Origin of the sequence: Sphingomonas sp. 28-62-11, from assembly GCF_002278865.1 — a bacterium.
Lineage (GTDB): Bacteria > Pseudomonadota > Alphaproteobacteria > Sphingomonadales > Sphingomonadaceae > Sphingomonas.
Genome location: NZ_NCGB01000012.1, coordinates 58234 through 72088 on the forward strand (window position 1 = coordinate 58234; position 13855 = coordinate 72088).

A 13855-nucleotide genomic window follows, 5' to 3' on the forward strand; every position below is an offset into this window, starting at 1 on the left:
AGTTTTGCATTGTCGGCTGATCCGCGCCCGGTGTGATCCGAAGTGGCGGACGCAAAATATCGACCTGCAGCTGCTGAAAATCTTGGTCGGGACGACAGGATTCGAACCTGCGACCCCCACACCCCCAGTGTGATGCGCTACCAGGCTGCGCTACGTCCCGACCGAGGGGGCGGCATTATGCGTCTGTCGCCCTTGATGCAAGCATTACCCGTCTGGTGCATCGGCTGGCGGAACGGATGCCGCCGGCGGGATACTGAAAACCGCGCTGGCCCGGGCGATCAGTCGGTCGCCGGTCGTCACGCGGGCCTCGCCGAACGCCAGCGTGCGGCCAACGCGAACGGGAGTTGCGGCAACCTCCAGCCAGTCGCCGATCCGCGCGGTGCCGGTAAAGTCGCAGGTCAGGTTGACCGTCACGATACCGCCGACCCCGGCCCCAGATAGCGCACAGGCGAGCCCCATCGCATTATCCGCCAGCGCTGCGATCAGGCCGCCATGCGCCATGCCGCGCGCGTTGGTGTGTGGTGTCGCGACCAATACACCGATGGTCAGCACATCGCCCTCGCGCTTCGAGTAGAGCGGCTCCCACGCATCGGTGAGCGGGCTCTTGCGGAAATGCGGCGCGAAGCCGGGCGGCGGATCAAGCACGCGAGGCCGCCGTGCGCAGCGCACCATCCATCCACGCGGCCGGCGCATCATCGAATGTGTAAAGCCGAGTCTCGATCAGGTCAGGGCGAAAGCCGTGCGCGTGGTAGCAATCGAGCGTCGGCGGGATGTTGGTGCGCACATTGGCACGTCCGGTGCGCAGCGCGATGCCCTTGTGATACATTTCCAGCATAGGCACCGGTGTAGTCGCGCCGAGATGGATCGTCACGCTGGTCAGCAAGCCTTCCGGTTCGGTCGCGCGGATCGCCTGGATCAGCGTGTCGGGCGTCCCGCACGCATCGACGACGATTTCATAAAGCATCGGCAGCTCACCCGGTAGCGTGATCGGGTTGGCACCATAGGCCGCGGCCTGCGCCAGCCGTGCGGGATCATCATCGGCATAATCCACCCGCCCCGCACCCAGCGCAACCGCCAGCCCGGCAGCATAAAGGCCGATCACCGAGGCGAGGCCGCCCATCACCAGCACGCTCGCGCCCGGCCTCTCAGCAAGCTGAGGCGCCACCGCGCGCCAACTGTCGGCTGCCATATCGGCCGCACCGATCATCGCGACCGGATCAGCCCCCAGCGGCAAGGGCACCAGCATCGCATCGGCGAACGGCACCGCGACCAGATCAGCGGCGGCACACCCGTAATTGCCGGGCCGCCCCATGCCATAGCTGGCAGCGAACGGTACCGACTGGCACCGCCCGGTAAAGCCGCGGCGGCAGTTCCGACAATCACCGCAGCTGATTTGCGAGGGTACGATCACGCGCTGACCGGGCCGCACTTGCCGGACGCCGTCACCGATTTCGACGACCTCGCCAATCATCTCGTGCCCGATCGGCTCACCCGCTGCCATTGGCGCGAGCCCACGGACATAGCCGACATCGAGATCGCAGCGCCCGAGCACGATCGGGCGCACCAGCGCTGCGCCGGCGCTGGCCAGCACCGGGGATGCCGCCTCGCGCCACTCGACCAGACCGGGCCGAACGAAGGTCAGCTGCCGCATCAGGGTTTGGCCCCATCGATCGCCAGCGGCACCTCAAAATAGGTGACGACCGGATCGCTGCCATAGGTAGCCTTGGCGCGCGCGACCCAGGCATCGCTGAACCAGGCCTGCGCTGCCGCCTTGCTCGACCAGTAGTAGATGCCGCCAAAGCGCTTGGGCTCGATCGTGAAATATTTACGGATCAGGCCGGGGATTGCCTGATAGCGGGGAGCCGCCTTGTCGAATTCACCCTTCAGATAGGCATCGGAGACGCCCGGCGGGGTGGCGATGCTGACGACCACCGCGACCCGACCCGTTGGGGCGTCGGGACGGGCATTGGCGGTAAGCGGCAGCGCGATCAGCGCGGCGCCTAGGGTTAGCGGGATCAGCTTCATGGCATTGCTCCTGTTCAAGCGATGCCCCGATCTACGCCTGCCGGCGGGAACGGATAAGATCAATGAATGCAAATCGCTTTCGCATGAAACGCAAAACCACTAGGCTTAAGCGATGGACAGCGAGGACCTTAAGCTGCTGCTGATGCTCGATGAGCGGGGCTCGCTCAGCGCGGTTGCCAAGCAGCTGGACTTGGCGGTCTCCACCGTCGCGCGGCGGCTGGAGGGGCTCGAGGCGACATTGGGGCTGCGGCTGCTCGATCGGCGCGCGAACGGCGTGCGGCTGACGAGCGAGGGCAGCCGAATTGCGACGCTCGCTGCGCCGCTGGTCGATCAGGCGGCGCGCATTGGTCGCGCGGCATCGGCGCTCGGGGCAGCGAACGCGGCAGGCAATGTCACGATATCGGCGACCGACCTGATCGTCACCGATGTGCTTGCCCCCGCTTTGCCGCAGCTTTGGCAGGCCGCACCGGGGCTGAGCGTGACGCTGCGTGCGCAAGGTGAGGTCGTCAGCCTTGCCGCGCGCGAGGCCGATATCGCGCTGCGCATGTCGCGCCCCGAAGGTGCGAGCCTGATCGCGCGGCGCATCTATGAAATCGAGCTGGGCTGCTTTGCCAGCGCCGATTATCTTGCCGGGCGCGATGCAGCGGCGATCAGCCTGCGTGACGAACGCTTGCTGATCTATGACGATAGCTATGGCCGGATTGTCGAGACCGACTGGGTGGCCAAGGCAGGGCTTGACGGCGCGGTCGCGCTGCGCACCGGGAGTACGCGCGCGCTGTTGACCGCGGCGGCGGCAGGCGGCGGCATCGCGTTGCTGCCAGTGACTTTCGCCCGCGACGCCGGCCTCGTTCGCCTGCCGCTCCCCATTCAGATACCGCCCCGTCCGGTCTGGCTGCTCACCCACCGCGATGTGCGCCGCTTGCCCGCCATCCGGGCCGCGCATCGCTGGATCGCGGGCGCCTTTGCGCGGTTGGCGCACACCTGACCTCATCAGGGACGTTGCACGCACAGGCCGATGGTGATAGCGCGCGCCGCTTAACGATAGCGGCAACACGCCGTATCACTCCAGCCGTTCAGGACATTCATGTTCGTGCCCCCCGCCTTTGCCCAGACTGCTGGTGCCGCCGCCGATGGCAGCGGATCGATCGCCATGATCATCCCCTATCTGTTGCTGCTCCCGCTCGCCTATTTCCTGCTGATCCGCCCGCAGCAAAAGCGGATGAAAGTGCTGCAGGATTCGATCAACGCGGTGAAGAAGGGCGATGAAGTGACGACCGCCGGCGGCATTGTCGGCAAGGTTATCAAGGTCGATGACCGGATCGTCGAGGTGGAGATTGCCACCGGCGTGAAGGTGAAGGTCGTCAAGGCAACGCTGGCCGCGATCGCGCCAAGCGGCGCCGGCAAACCTGCAAACGACTGATCGCACCAATGCTCGATTTCCCGCGCTGGAAAATAGCTTCGATCCTCGGCTTGCTGGCGGCACTGATGCTGCTCGCCGTCCCCAGCTTCGTGCCGGAACGCTACACGAAGGATCTGGGCGTTTCGCTGCCGCGGATCAATTTCGGGCTCGATCTGGCAGGCGGCAGCTATCTACTGCTCGAAGCCGATACCGCCGATGTCGCCGCGTCGCGGATCGAACAGATGCGCGATACGGTGGCAACCGAAATGCGGCGTGGCACGCCCAAGATAGGGATTGGCGATATCTCGACGCGGGGCGGCAAGCTAAGCTTCCTCCTGCGCGACGTGACGCAGGTTGATGAAGCGCGCGAACGGTTGTTGCCGCTTACCAATGGTGCAGGGCTGACCGGGCAGCGCGACTGGACGATCGAAGTGGTCGACGGCCAGCGCTTTGTCCTTACCCAAACCCAAGCAGGTCTGACCCAGGCGATCGACACGGCTATGGCCGACGCGACTGAAGTCGTCCGCCGCCGCATCGACGAACTCGGCACCCGCGAGCCGACGATCATCCGCCAGGGCAGCAACCGCATCGTCGTGCAGGTGCCTGGCCTGCAGGATCCGCAGGCGCTGAAGGATCTTCTCGGCAAGACGGCGAAGCTCGAATTCAAGCTGGTCGATCTGACCGCTGATCCGGCAGAGGTCGCCAAGGGTCCGCGCGGTAATGCACCGGTCGGCAGCCAGATTTTGCCCTATACCGAAGGCGGCAGTTCGATTGCGGTGAAGCGGTCGGTGATCATTTCGGGGGATCAGCTGATCAACGCGGTACAAGGCAATGATTCACAGACGAACGAGCCCAATGTCGTCATCACCTTTGATAGCCAGGGAGGTCGCAAATTCGCGCGGGTGACGCAGGAAAATGTCGGCAAGCCGTTCGCGATCATCCTGGATAATCAAGTCATCTCCGCCCCCAATATCAACGAACCGATCCTTGGCGGCACGGCCTCTATTTCGGGCAGCTTTACGGTCGAGACGGCGAACCAGCTCGCCATCGCATTGCGATCGGGCAAGCTGCCGGTGGCTCTAAAGGTGGTCGAGGAACGCACGGTCGGGCCTGATCTGGGTGCCGATTCGATCCGCTACGGCATCACTGCATCGATCATCGCGGCAGCCGCGGTGATCGTGTTCATGCTCGTCACCTATGGCCGCTTCGGCGTCTATGCGAACATCGCCGTCGTCATCAACATCGTGGTGATCATCGGCGTGCTGGCGCTGCTGAACGGCACCCTGACCTTGCCGGGCATTGCCGGTTTCGTGCTGACGATCGGCACCGCGGTCGACGCGAACGTGCTGATCAACGAGCGTATCCGCGAAGAGCGGCGGCGCGGGCGCAGCGTGATCCAGTCGGTCGAGCTCGGCTATAAGGAAGCATCGCGCACCATTTTCGAAGCGAACATGACCCACGCGATTTCCGGTGTGATCATGTTGCTGCTCGGCTCCGGCCCGGTGAAGGGTTTTGCCGTCGTCCTGCTGATCGGCATCGCGACATCGGTGTTCACCGCCGTTACGTTCACGCGCATGCTCGTCGTGCTCTGGGTGCGCAAAAACCGCCCCAGTGAAATCAACATTTGATCGGCGGATAAAGCCATGCGCCTGCTGAAACTCGTTCCAGACAACACCAATATCGGCTTTGTCCGCCTGCGCTTCTGGGCGTTCGGGCTGACCGCGCTGTTGTCAATCGCGGCGCTGGCGACAGTGTTTGTCTATAAACTGAACCTCGGCGTCGATTTTGTCGGCGGGCTGATGATCGAAGAGAAGTTCCAAGCCGAGCCCTCGCTCGACACGCTGCGCACGTCGATCGATGCGCTCGAACTGGGCGAGGTTCGCCTCCAGTTATATGATGACAAGCGCACCGTCTCCATCCGTCTGCCAGCGCCGGAATCGCAGGATAAAGATGCCACCGCCGCTGTAGTCAAAAAGGTGCAGGCCGCGATCAACAAAGATTTCCCGACCGCCAAATTCTCCAAGCAGGATGCGGTATCGGGCAAGGTATCGAATGAGCTGATTTGGAAGGGTGCAGCCGCCGTGGCGCTCGCGGTGCTCGGCATCGGCCTGTTCGCGATCTTTCGGTTCGAATGGCAGTTCGGCGTTTCCACCGTCGTCGCGATCGTCCACGATCTGCTGATGACGCTGGGTTTCTTTGCGGTCACCCAGTTCGAATTCGATCTGAACATCGTGGCGGCAGTGCTGACGATCATCGGCTATTCGATCAATGACAAGATCGTGATCGATGACCGTATCCGCGAAAACATGCGCCGCTATCGCAAGATGGACATGCGCGAGATCATCGATCTGTCGGTCAACGAGACCTTGCCCCGCACAGTGATGACCTCGCTGACGATCCTGCTCGCGCTTGGTGCGCTGCTGTTGTTTGGCGGACATGTGTTGCGTGGCTTCACCGCCGCGATGATACTGGGCATCGTCGTCGGCACCTATTCGTCGATCTATGTATCGTCATCGCTGCTGATTACGCTTGGCCTGCGCGCCGATCCCAATCTGGAAAAGGCGGCAGGCAAGGCCAACATCGCCACCAACGCCGAACGCGTGGGCCCCAAAGACCCCGTCTGATGCGGCTGGAACATGAATCCGCCCCCGACGGCCCGATCATCAAAGGGTTTTCGGGCGGCGGCTTCCGGATTGACGACAATGTCTACACCGCCTTGCTGCTCACCCCGGCAGGCGCGCATGGCTGGACACCGCCAGCGATTGCCACGCTATCGGCGAGCGATGTCGCGACGCTGACGGCGCTTGATCCGCTTCCCGAATTCGTGATCCTCGGCACCGGCGTTGGGCTGATCCACCCCTCACGAACGCTGGTGACCGCGCTTGAGGCGCAAGGCATCGGCATCGAGGTGATGGACAGCCGCGCTGCTGCCCGCGCGTGGAGCGTGCTGCGCCAGGAAGGTCGCTGGATTGCAGCGGCGCTCTATCCGCTCGATCACCGCGGCTAAGACAACACCAATTGCGCCTCGACGCAACGGACTCGGCGCGTTAACCTTTCGTGACAAAAACGACAGGGAGAGATTTGTGAAGCGCTTCGTTTTATCTACCGTGTTCTGTGCGATTGCCGCCACCATGATCGGCATCGCGCCCGCTGCGGCGCAAACGCCGCCTGCTACCCCGGCTGCGCCCACCATCCTTCGCGCGCCCGATTACACGCAAGACGCCGACTGGCTCTGCCGCCCCGGCCGCGCTGATGCATGCGCCGCCGATCAGACCGCAACGGTGATCGCAGCCAATGGCAAGCGCACGATCGAACCATTCGTGCCGGCCGCTGCGCCGAAGTTCGATTGCTTTTATGTCTATCCCACCGTGTCGCTCGACACGACGCCGAACAGCGATCTGAATGCCGGGCCCGAAGAAAAGCAGGTCGCCGCCTTTCAGGCTGCGCGCTTTGCCAAAAATTGCCGGGTGTTCGCTCCGCTGTACCGCCAGGTCACGCTGACGGCGCTGCGGGACATCATGACGGGCAAGGCTGTGCCCGCTGATCGCGCGCTGGCCTATGCCGATGTGCGCGCTGCCTGGTATGAGTATCTGCGCCGCGACAATCAGGGCCGCGGGGTCGTGCTGATCGGGCATAGCCAGGGTGCCGGCATTTTGAAGCAATTGCTGATCGAGGAGATTGATCGCAAGCCGATCGCTGGGCAGCTGATTTCGGCGATGCTGATCGGCACTAATGTCGGCGTACCCGAAGGCCGCGATGTTGGTGGCGAGCTGAAGACCATTCCGCTGTGCCGCCGCGCTGATCAATGGGGCTGCATTGTCAGCTATGTCACCTTCCGCGCCGATGCACCGCCGCCCGCCAACAGCCGTTTCGGCGTCGTCGCGCAGCCCGGCATGGTTGCTGCGTGCACCAATCCCGCGATGCTCGCTGGTGGCAAGGCCATCACCGACAATTATCTGGGCACCAACGGCGCGGGGATTGCCAGTTCAAAGCAAGCGCCCTGGACGAGCGACGGCGCTGCGGTGACCACACCATTCGTGAAGGCACCCGGGCTGCTTTCGGCAGAATGCGTCGCCAATGGCAAGTTCCGCTACCTTGCGGTAACGGTCAATGCGGTGCCGAGCGATCCGCGCACCGACACGATCGGCGGGGATGTTGCGGTCGGTGGCCAGATTCTTGCCGATTGGGGCCTGCACCTGATCGATATGCCGGTGGCGATGGGCAACCTCGTCACGCTGTCGGCCTCGCAAGCCAAGACGTGGCTCAAGCGCCCCGGCGCGCGGTGATCGGCTGGCCACCAACAGCTTTAAACTGGATAAACCTTACTCCGTTCACCCCGAGCGAAGTCGAAGGGCAAGCGCTGCGCGTTGGCTTCGACTTCGCTCAGCCCGAACGGGGGTGAGATTCAAGGCAGCTAAAGGCATCCGACGTGATCTCCGGCGGAGACCAGACGATGCAGATGCGCGTACAGCGCATCGGTGTTCGCCGCCCAGGTAAAGTGTTCCGCCCCGCGCCGCACCGAGTCCGGCGCGGGCGGATCGGCCAACAGTGATGCGATGGCCTGTGCAAAGGCCGCCGGCTCGCGGGCCGCGATCCGCCCGAAATCGGGGTCGGTTACCACCTCAGCCGCGCCGCCTGCGGCGGTAATGACGATCGGCGTGCCGCACGCCAGCGCTTCGACCCAGGCATTGGCGAGCCCTTCGGACGCGGACGCGAGTGCCATGACATCAGCGGCAGCAAGCAAGGCAGGCAGTTCGGCATGCGGCATGCTGCCGAGCAGGCGGACCCGATCGCTCAGTCCCAGCCGGGCAATATCGGCCACCAATGCGGGACGTGACGGCCCTTCGCCGGCAACCAACAGGCTAACCCCCGGCAGCCCGGTCATCGCACGGATGACAATGCCATGCCCCTTGCGATCAATAAGCGCGCCGAGCGACACGATCAGCGGCCCCGTGATCCCGATCGCCGCCTTGGCCTGCGGGCGATCGACCAGAACGAACCGATCGAGATCGACGCCGGTGCGGTGCACGGTGATGCGATCGGCCGGGATGCCGAGTGCCGCCATATCCTCCCGCATTGCCTGCGATACCGCCAGCACGCCGTCGGCCGCACAACCGGCGCTGCGCACCTGCGCTGCCGTCGGCCCCTTGCCCCAATGATGGATATCAGCCCCGCGCGCCTTGATCGACACCGGCACACCGAAATGCCGCCCCAGTGCGATGGCAGCTGGACCATCGGGAAAGAAAAATTCGGCATCGATCACGTCGAACGCAAAATCGCGCCGGATGTCAGCCAGCACCGGCAGCAAGGTGCGCACCAACATCGGCACATGCAACCGCCCGCTTATACCCGGCATCGCCGCAAAGCGGGGTCGCTGGATGGCCAGTCCCTTCCAGTCTTCCACCAGCGGCACGCCGTCAAAGCCTCGATACCGGGCATGGCGGGACAGCGGCCAGGGCGGCACCCCGATTGGCGCGACAACCCGCAGCGACACATCAGGATGCGCGGCAAGCCCCAATGTCTGCCGTTCGACGAACACCCCGAAATTAGGGCGCCCGGCATCCGGGAACAGTGTCGAAAGGGTCAGCACGCGCAACATCGGGCAGTGCTATCATCAAGCCGTTAAATTTGTCAGCCGGGCAGCAGCGTATATCGGTGCTGCATGAAGCGGTTCCAGCCCTTTTTCGTCTCGCTTTCGACCGCGAAAAACAACGCCCCATCACCCGCCGGCCAGTACACCATCCGGGCGCGGCCGGCAGGCATGTCTGCCTCGAATGCAATCGCGTGCGGATCGATATCAAGCGCCGACGCCGCAACGCCGTTCGATCGCTTGCCGTCCGAAGTATAGGAATGGAATATCAGTCCCGACTCGCCCTTGCCGAACAGCGCGAGCTCTTCATACTGGCGGTTCGGCCCGATCACCCAAACAGCGGAAAGCTGAATATAGCGGCCGTTCAGCACCGGCTTGAATTCGCGCGTGCATTGCATCGTGCTGGCGCCGTCTGGCCCTACCGCTTCGGCCTCCCAGCGACCGAGCAAGGGCTTCAAAGGCCCTAACATGCCGCGCCCCGGCCGCCAATATTCCGGTATTGATGTGGTCCCCCCGGCCATTATCGCCCCCGATTGCTAGATCCTATTGCTTCCCGGATACGCAAACAGCACGTCTCCCCCCGCCGCCACATCGATCCGCGCCTGGTCGCGCAGCATCAGGCATTGTCCCGCCTGCCACGGCACATCATCGGCAACGCCGTGCCCCGCGAGCGGCACCAGCCATCCCGGCACGTCGACCGGCAGCGACACATGATGCTCGCCAGCGGCCCAGCGTTCGAGCACGAATTTGGGGCCTTCCGCCAAAATGCTGCGCTCAGGTGCCACCTCACCGGGTGCTGCCTGGGCCACGAACGGCTCCGCCTGCGACACGGCAACCCCGGCATCGAGATGCAATTCACGCGGGCGACCATAATCATAAAGCCGATAGGTCAGATCGACATTCTGCTGGACCTCGACCAGCGTGATACCAGCGCCGATCGCATGGACCGTACCGGCCGGTGAATAGAAATAATCACCTGCCTTGACCGGTTTCCAGTCGAGGAGCTCAACGATCGATCCATCCAGCGCCGCTGCGCGCAGGGCATTGACCTCAACCGGGGCAAGGGTGCCCAGCGCGATCGTCGAATCCGGCTCGGCCGCCAGGATTACCCACGCCTCATCCTTGCCGCGCGGATAACCAGCGGCGCGCGCGGCTTCATCATCAGGATGCACCTGAACCGACAATTTTTCGCTGGTAAACAGATATTTGATGAGCAGATCGGGCGCCGCATCACCCGGTGCCTCGAACCAGACTTCTCCGACTGGCGCTCCGTCCGATGCCGGATCGGCGAAGCCTGGCCACAGATGATGACGACCCCAGGGCTTTTCGACACGCTTGGTGGTAAGCAGGGTGGCAGTCATGACTGATCTTTACTCCGGCGAGATGCCTGAAACAGAGAACGCCTGTCCCTGCCACACGATCCCCGGCTTCGCCAAGCGCGAGCGATGGCACCGCACCGGAACTTGCCACACGAAAAACATTGTTCGCCGCTAGCTTGCTCGGCTATGACATCATCCATGCGTAAAACCCTGTCCCCTTTCGCCACGCTCGCGCTGATCATTGCGGGTTCCTTGACCATTGCCGGCTGCGCCGGTGGGAAGAGCAAGGGGGATCTGCCCTATGTCGCGCGCGACGTTGGTACGCTCTATTCTGCGGCCAAGACCCGGCTCGACCAGAATCGCTATCAGGAAGCCGCCGCGCTTTTCGATGAAGTCGAACGCCAGCACCCCTATTCGATCTGGGCACGACGGGCGCAGCTGATGGGGGCTTTCGCTTATTATCTGAACGCCGATTACGCCAAATCGATCGAATCCGCGCAGCGCTTTTTGTCGGTCCACCCCGGCAATCGCGATGCGCCTTATGCCTATTATTTGATCGCGCTTGGCTATTACGAGCAGATCTCTGACGTGACGCGCGATCAGCGGATCACCCAACAGGCCCTTGATGCGCTTGGCGAACTGCAGCGCCGCTATCCACAAACGAAATTTGCCGCCGATGCCCGGCTGAAGACCGATCTGGTCCGCGACCATCTGGCCGGCAAGGAAATGCAAGTCGGTCGTTTTTACGAAGAACGCGGCGACTGGCTCGCCGCATCGATGCGCTTCCGCCATGTGGTCGAGGATTATCAGACGACGACGCACGTTCCCGAAGCGTTGATGCGGCTGACCGAAACCTATCTCGCGCTTGGCGTGCCCGAAGAAGCGAAGAAAACCGCCGCCGTACTTGGTGCCAACTATCCCGGCACGGACTGGTACGAACGCGCGTATAAGCTGATGGGCGAGTATAAGCCCCGCCCGGTCGAGAAGGCCGGCCTTTAATCCGGTCGGGCGCGATGCGACCGTTGCACCCATGATGATCAATCCGTGCTGAACGCCCTTTCGATCCGCGATGTCGTGTTGATCGAAGCACTCGACCTCGATTTCGGGCAGGGTCTGGGGGTGCTCACCGGGGAAACCGGCGCAGGCAAATCAATTCTGCTCGATGCGCTGGGACTGGCGCTTGGCGCGCGCGGCGAAACATCGCTGGTGCGGCAGGGCACGGCACAGGCCGTCGTCACCGCGAGCTTCGATCCGCCCGCGATCGGCACCCCGGTCGCTGGTTTGCTTGAGCTTAACGGCATTGATTTCGATCCCGGCGAACCATTGTTGATCCGGCGTATCGTCAAGGCCGATGGCGGCAGCCGCGCCTTCATCAACGATTCGCCGGCGTCCGCGACGCTGCTGCGCGATCTTTCGGGGCATCTGGTGGAAATCCACGGCCAACATGACGATCGCGGGCTGCTGAACCCGCGCGGCCATCGGGCGCTGCTCGATGCGTTCGGACGGATCGATACTATCCCCGTCGCCCTCGCTCACCGCGCAATGCATGCCGCCCAGACCGCGCTCGATGAAGCCCGCGCTGAACTCGATGCCGCCGCGCGCGACCGTGAATGGCTCGATCACGCCGTCGCCGAACTCACTACGCTTGCTGCCGAACCGGGCGAGGAGGAAATCCTCGCCACCCGCCGCCAGGGAATGCAGCGCGGAGAAAAAATTGCGGGCGATCTGCAGGCGATCGCCGATCTTCTCGATGGATCGGAGGGCGGGCTCGCCCGGTTACGTCAGGCCGCGCGGGTGCTTGATCGGATTGCGGGCGACCATGAAGCGTTAGGCGAAGCGCTCGCGGCAGTCGACCGGGCGATCAGCGACGGGGCACTCGCGCAGGAAAAGGTGGATGCGGCGGCCTTTGCGCTGGCGTTCGATCCGGCCCAATTGGAGGCCGACGAGACGCGGCTATTTGAATTGCGAGCAGTGGCGCGCAAGCACCGGGTCCAACCTGATGATCTGGCCGCACTGACACAGGAACTGACTGAAAAGCTTGAGCGGATCGAAAGCGGGGATGCGGGCATTGCTGCGCTAGAACGCGCGCTCGCGGCGGCGAAAAGCGATTACAACGGCCAAGCCGATTTGTTGACCAAAGCCCGGACTGATGCCGCCGCCCGGCTAGACGCAGCGGTCAAGGGCGAGCTTGCCCCACTTAAACTCGATGCTGCCCGCTTCCGCACCGTCGTCGCGCCGCTGGGCGAGGACAATTGGGGGGCGTCTGGCAAGGACCGGGTGGAGTTCGAAATTTCGACCAACCCCGGTGCCCCGTTTGCGCCGTTGATCAAGATCGCCTCGGGCGGCGAACTCTCCCGCTTCATTCTGGCGATGAAAGTCAGCCTTGCCGAACAGGGCGGGGCGGCAACGATGATCTTCGACGAGATCGATCGGGGCGTGGGCGGCGCAGTGGCGAGCGCGATTGGCGAGCGGCTCGCGCGGCTGGCGGAGAGCACGCAGTTGCTCGTTGTCACCCATAGCCCGCAAGTTGCCGCGCGCGGGCAGCATCATCTGCTGATCGCCAAGAGCCATGACGGCACCGTCACCCGCACCGGCGTCCGCACGCTCGACGAGGCCGAACGCCAGGAAGAGATCGCTAGGATGCTCTCAGGCGCGACCGTGACCGATGAGGCGCGCGCACAGGCCGCACGGTTGCTGGAGGCGGCGTAAATCGGGATAAACCGACCGGGGGAAGGCTATGACCACTGAACCCACTGCCAACACCGCATCGCGCTGGCCCCGCTGGCTCGCCCTGCCTTTCCTGATCAACGCCGCGCTCTCGATCCCTGGCTCGCTGGCCTATATCATCGCCGCTGCCATGGCATTCGATGCGCCAGGATCGACCAATGATCCGACTGCCTGGCTGGGCGCACTGCTGATGCTGTCGACGCCACTGGTCGTGATTACCGATGCAACGATGGCGTATCGCGCCTTTCACAACAATGACGCGCGCTGGCTGGCGGGCGCGATTGGCCTGTTCGTTGGCTGGTGCCTGTTGCTGTATCTTCTCGTCGGTTTCCCGCCCTATATGGCGTTCCCGGGACCGACGATCGTGCTGGCCTATTTCGACGCTTGATCGTTTTGACTGCGAATCGCCTGACCAAAGGCGAGGAGGTTGCCTTCGGGTGCCAAAATCAACAGTTCCCGCTGGCCATAAGGCTGGTCGATCGGCCCGAAAACATCGCCCTTCGGCAACCGATCGAGCTTGGGCTTCAATTCCTCGTAGAGCGCGTCGACATCGCGAACATCGATATAATAGGCAAATCGGCGGTTACCCGGCGGGGCGCCTTGATCTCCGTCAGCCTGCATCAGGCGTATGCCGCACCCATCGCGCTCGATATAGGCATAGCCCGGCTGGCGGTACGGCACCGTGAAACCAAGTAGATCGCAAAAGAACTCGAGCGCTGCCTTGAGATCGGGCACATGGATGAATGGTGTGATCTGGATGAAGTTGGGCATCGTCCCCTCCTTGAACCGACTCTC

The 13855-nt window shown here is 63.4% G+C and carries 16 protein-coding genes and 1 tRNA gene; 9 read left to right on the forward strand and 8 right to left on the reverse strand.

The features are described 5' to 3' along the window. Positions 1–83: 83 nt before the first annotated feature. The 4 genes from B7Y49_RS05415 to B7Y49_RS05430 all read right to left on the reverse strand — a co-directional run bounded on the left by B7Y49_RS05415 (position 84) and on the right by B7Y49_RS05430 (position 2025). Positions 84–160 (reverse strand) — tRNA-Pro (locus tag B7Y49_RS05415). Between the two features lie 44 nt (positions 161–204). Next, positions 205–645, reverse strand: a complete 441-nt coding sequence (locus B7Y49_RS05420) for a PaaI family thioesterase (RefSeq protein WP_374126555.1) — start codon at positions 643–645, stop codon at positions 205–207. Beyond that, positions 638–1651, reverse strand: a complete 1014-nt coding sequence (locus B7Y49_RS05425) for a zinc-binding dehydrogenase (RefSeq protein ID WP_374126556.1) — start codon at positions 1649–1651, stop codon at positions 638–640. Before B7Y49_RS05425 ends, B7Y49_RS05420 begins: the two co-directional genes overlap by 8 nt. After that, on the reverse strand, positions 1651–2025 hold the full coding sequence (locus B7Y49_RS05430) for an antibiotic biosynthesis monooxygenase (RefSeq protein WP_374126557.1): 375 nt from the start codon (positions 2023–2025) through the stop codon (positions 1651–1653). The genes B7Y49_RS05425 and B7Y49_RS05430 overlap by 1 nt, the downstream gene beginning before the upstream one ends. A gap of 112 nt (positions 2026–2137) precedes the next feature. Here B7Y49_RS05430 and B7Y49_RS05435 point away from each other — a divergent pair, with 112 nt between their 5' ends. From B7Y49_RS05435 to B7Y49_RS05460, 6 genes are all read left to right on the forward strand, one after another. Further along, a complete protein-coding gene (locus B7Y49_RS05435) occupies positions 2138–3010 on the forward strand; it encodes a LysR family transcriptional regulator (protein WP_374126558.1) in 873 nt (290 codons plus the stop codon). A gap of 99 nt (positions 3011–3109) precedes the next feature. Beyond that, entirely contained in the window at positions 3110–3445 is a 336-nt protein-coding gene (gene yajC / locus B7Y49_RS05440) for a preprotein translocase subunit YajC (RefSeq protein WP_374126559.1), read from the forward strand. 8 nt (positions 3446–3453) lie between these two features. Further along, the gene (gene secD / locus B7Y49_RS05445; RefSeq protein WP_374126560.1) at positions 3454–5052 is read left to right on the forward strand and encodes a preprotein translocase subunit SecD; all 1599 of its coding nucleotides are present in this window, start codon (positions 3454–3456) and stop codon (positions 5050–5052) included. A 15-nt stretch (positions 5053–5067) separates the two neighbouring features. Then, positions 5068–6048, forward strand: coding sequence for a protein translocase subunit SecF (gene secF / locus B7Y49_RS05450; protein ID WP_374126561.1), 981 nt, complete (start codon positions 5068–5070; stop codon positions 6046–6048). Further along, positions 6048–6431, forward strand: a complete 384-nt coding sequence (locus B7Y49_RS05455) for an Mth938-like domain-containing protein (RefSeq protein ID WP_374126562.1) — start codon at positions 6048–6050, stop codon at positions 6429–6431. Before secF ends, B7Y49_RS05455 begins: the two co-directional genes overlap by 1 nt. Before the next feature lie 76 nt (positions 6432–6507). Then, a complete protein-coding gene (locus B7Y49_RS05460) occupies positions 6508–7710 on the forward strand; it encodes a DUF3089 domain-containing protein (RefSeq protein WP_374126563.1) in 1203 nt (400 codons plus the stop codon). A 128-nt stretch (positions 7711–7838) separates the two neighbouring features. Here the strand turns inward: B7Y49_RS05460 and B7Y49_RS05465 are convergent, their stop codons facing one another. The 3 genes from B7Y49_RS05465 to B7Y49_RS05475 all read right to left on the reverse strand — a co-directional run bounded on the left by B7Y49_RS05465 (position 7839) and on the right by B7Y49_RS05475 (position 10375). Next, positions 7839–9023, reverse strand: a complete 1185-nt coding sequence (locus tag B7Y49_RS05465) for a glycosyltransferase (protein ID WP_374126564.1) — start codon at positions 9021–9023, stop codon at positions 7839–7841. Positions 9024–9055: 32 nt separating this feature from the next. Next, entirely contained in the window at positions 9056–9484 is a 429-nt protein-coding gene (locus B7Y49_RS05470) for a hypothetical protein (RefSeq protein ID WP_374126565.1), read from the reverse strand. Between the two features lie 66 nt (positions 9485–9550). After that, positions 9551–10375 (reverse strand): class I mannose-6-phosphate isomerase, encoded by an 825-nt coding sequence (locus B7Y49_RS05475; protein ID WP_374126566.1) that lies wholly within the window; start codon positions 10373–10375, stop codon positions 9551–9553. Between the two features lie 156 nt (positions 10376–10531). Here B7Y49_RS05475 and B7Y49_RS05480 point away from each other — a divergent pair, with 156 nt between their 5' ends. From B7Y49_RS05480 to B7Y49_RS05490, 3 genes are read left to right on the forward strand one after another with little or no spacing between them, the layout of a single operon-like run. Then, positions 10532–11332 carry an outer membrane protein assembly factor BamD gene (locus B7Y49_RS05480; RefSeq protein ID WP_374126567.1) on the forward strand — a complete coding sequence of 267 codons (801 nt, stop codon included), beginning with the start codon at positions 10532–10534 and terminating at the stop codon, positions 11330–11332. A gap of 45 nt (positions 11333–11377) precedes the next feature. Continuing rightward, on the forward strand, positions 11378–13042 hold the full coding sequence (recN, locus tag B7Y49_RS05485; protein ID WP_374126568.1) for a DNA repair protein RecN: 1665 nt from the start codon (positions 11378–11380) through the stop codon (positions 13040–13042). A 28-nt stretch (positions 13043–13070) separates the two neighbouring features. Then, positions 13071–13448, forward strand: coding sequence for a hypothetical protein (locus B7Y49_RS05490; RefSeq protein ID WP_374126569.1), 378 nt, complete (start codon positions 13071–13073; stop codon positions 13446–13448). Here the strand turns inward: B7Y49_RS05490 and B7Y49_RS05495 are convergent. Further along, positions 13433–13831 carry a VOC family protein gene (locus B7Y49_RS05495; protein ID WP_374126570.1) on the reverse strand — a complete coding sequence of 133 codons (399 nt, stop codon included), beginning with the start codon at positions 13829–13831 and terminating at the stop codon, positions 13433–13435. The two genes, B7Y49_RS05490 and B7Y49_RS05495, sit on opposite strands and share 16 nt — an antisense overlap. Positions 13832–13855 lie beyond the last annotated feature (24 nt).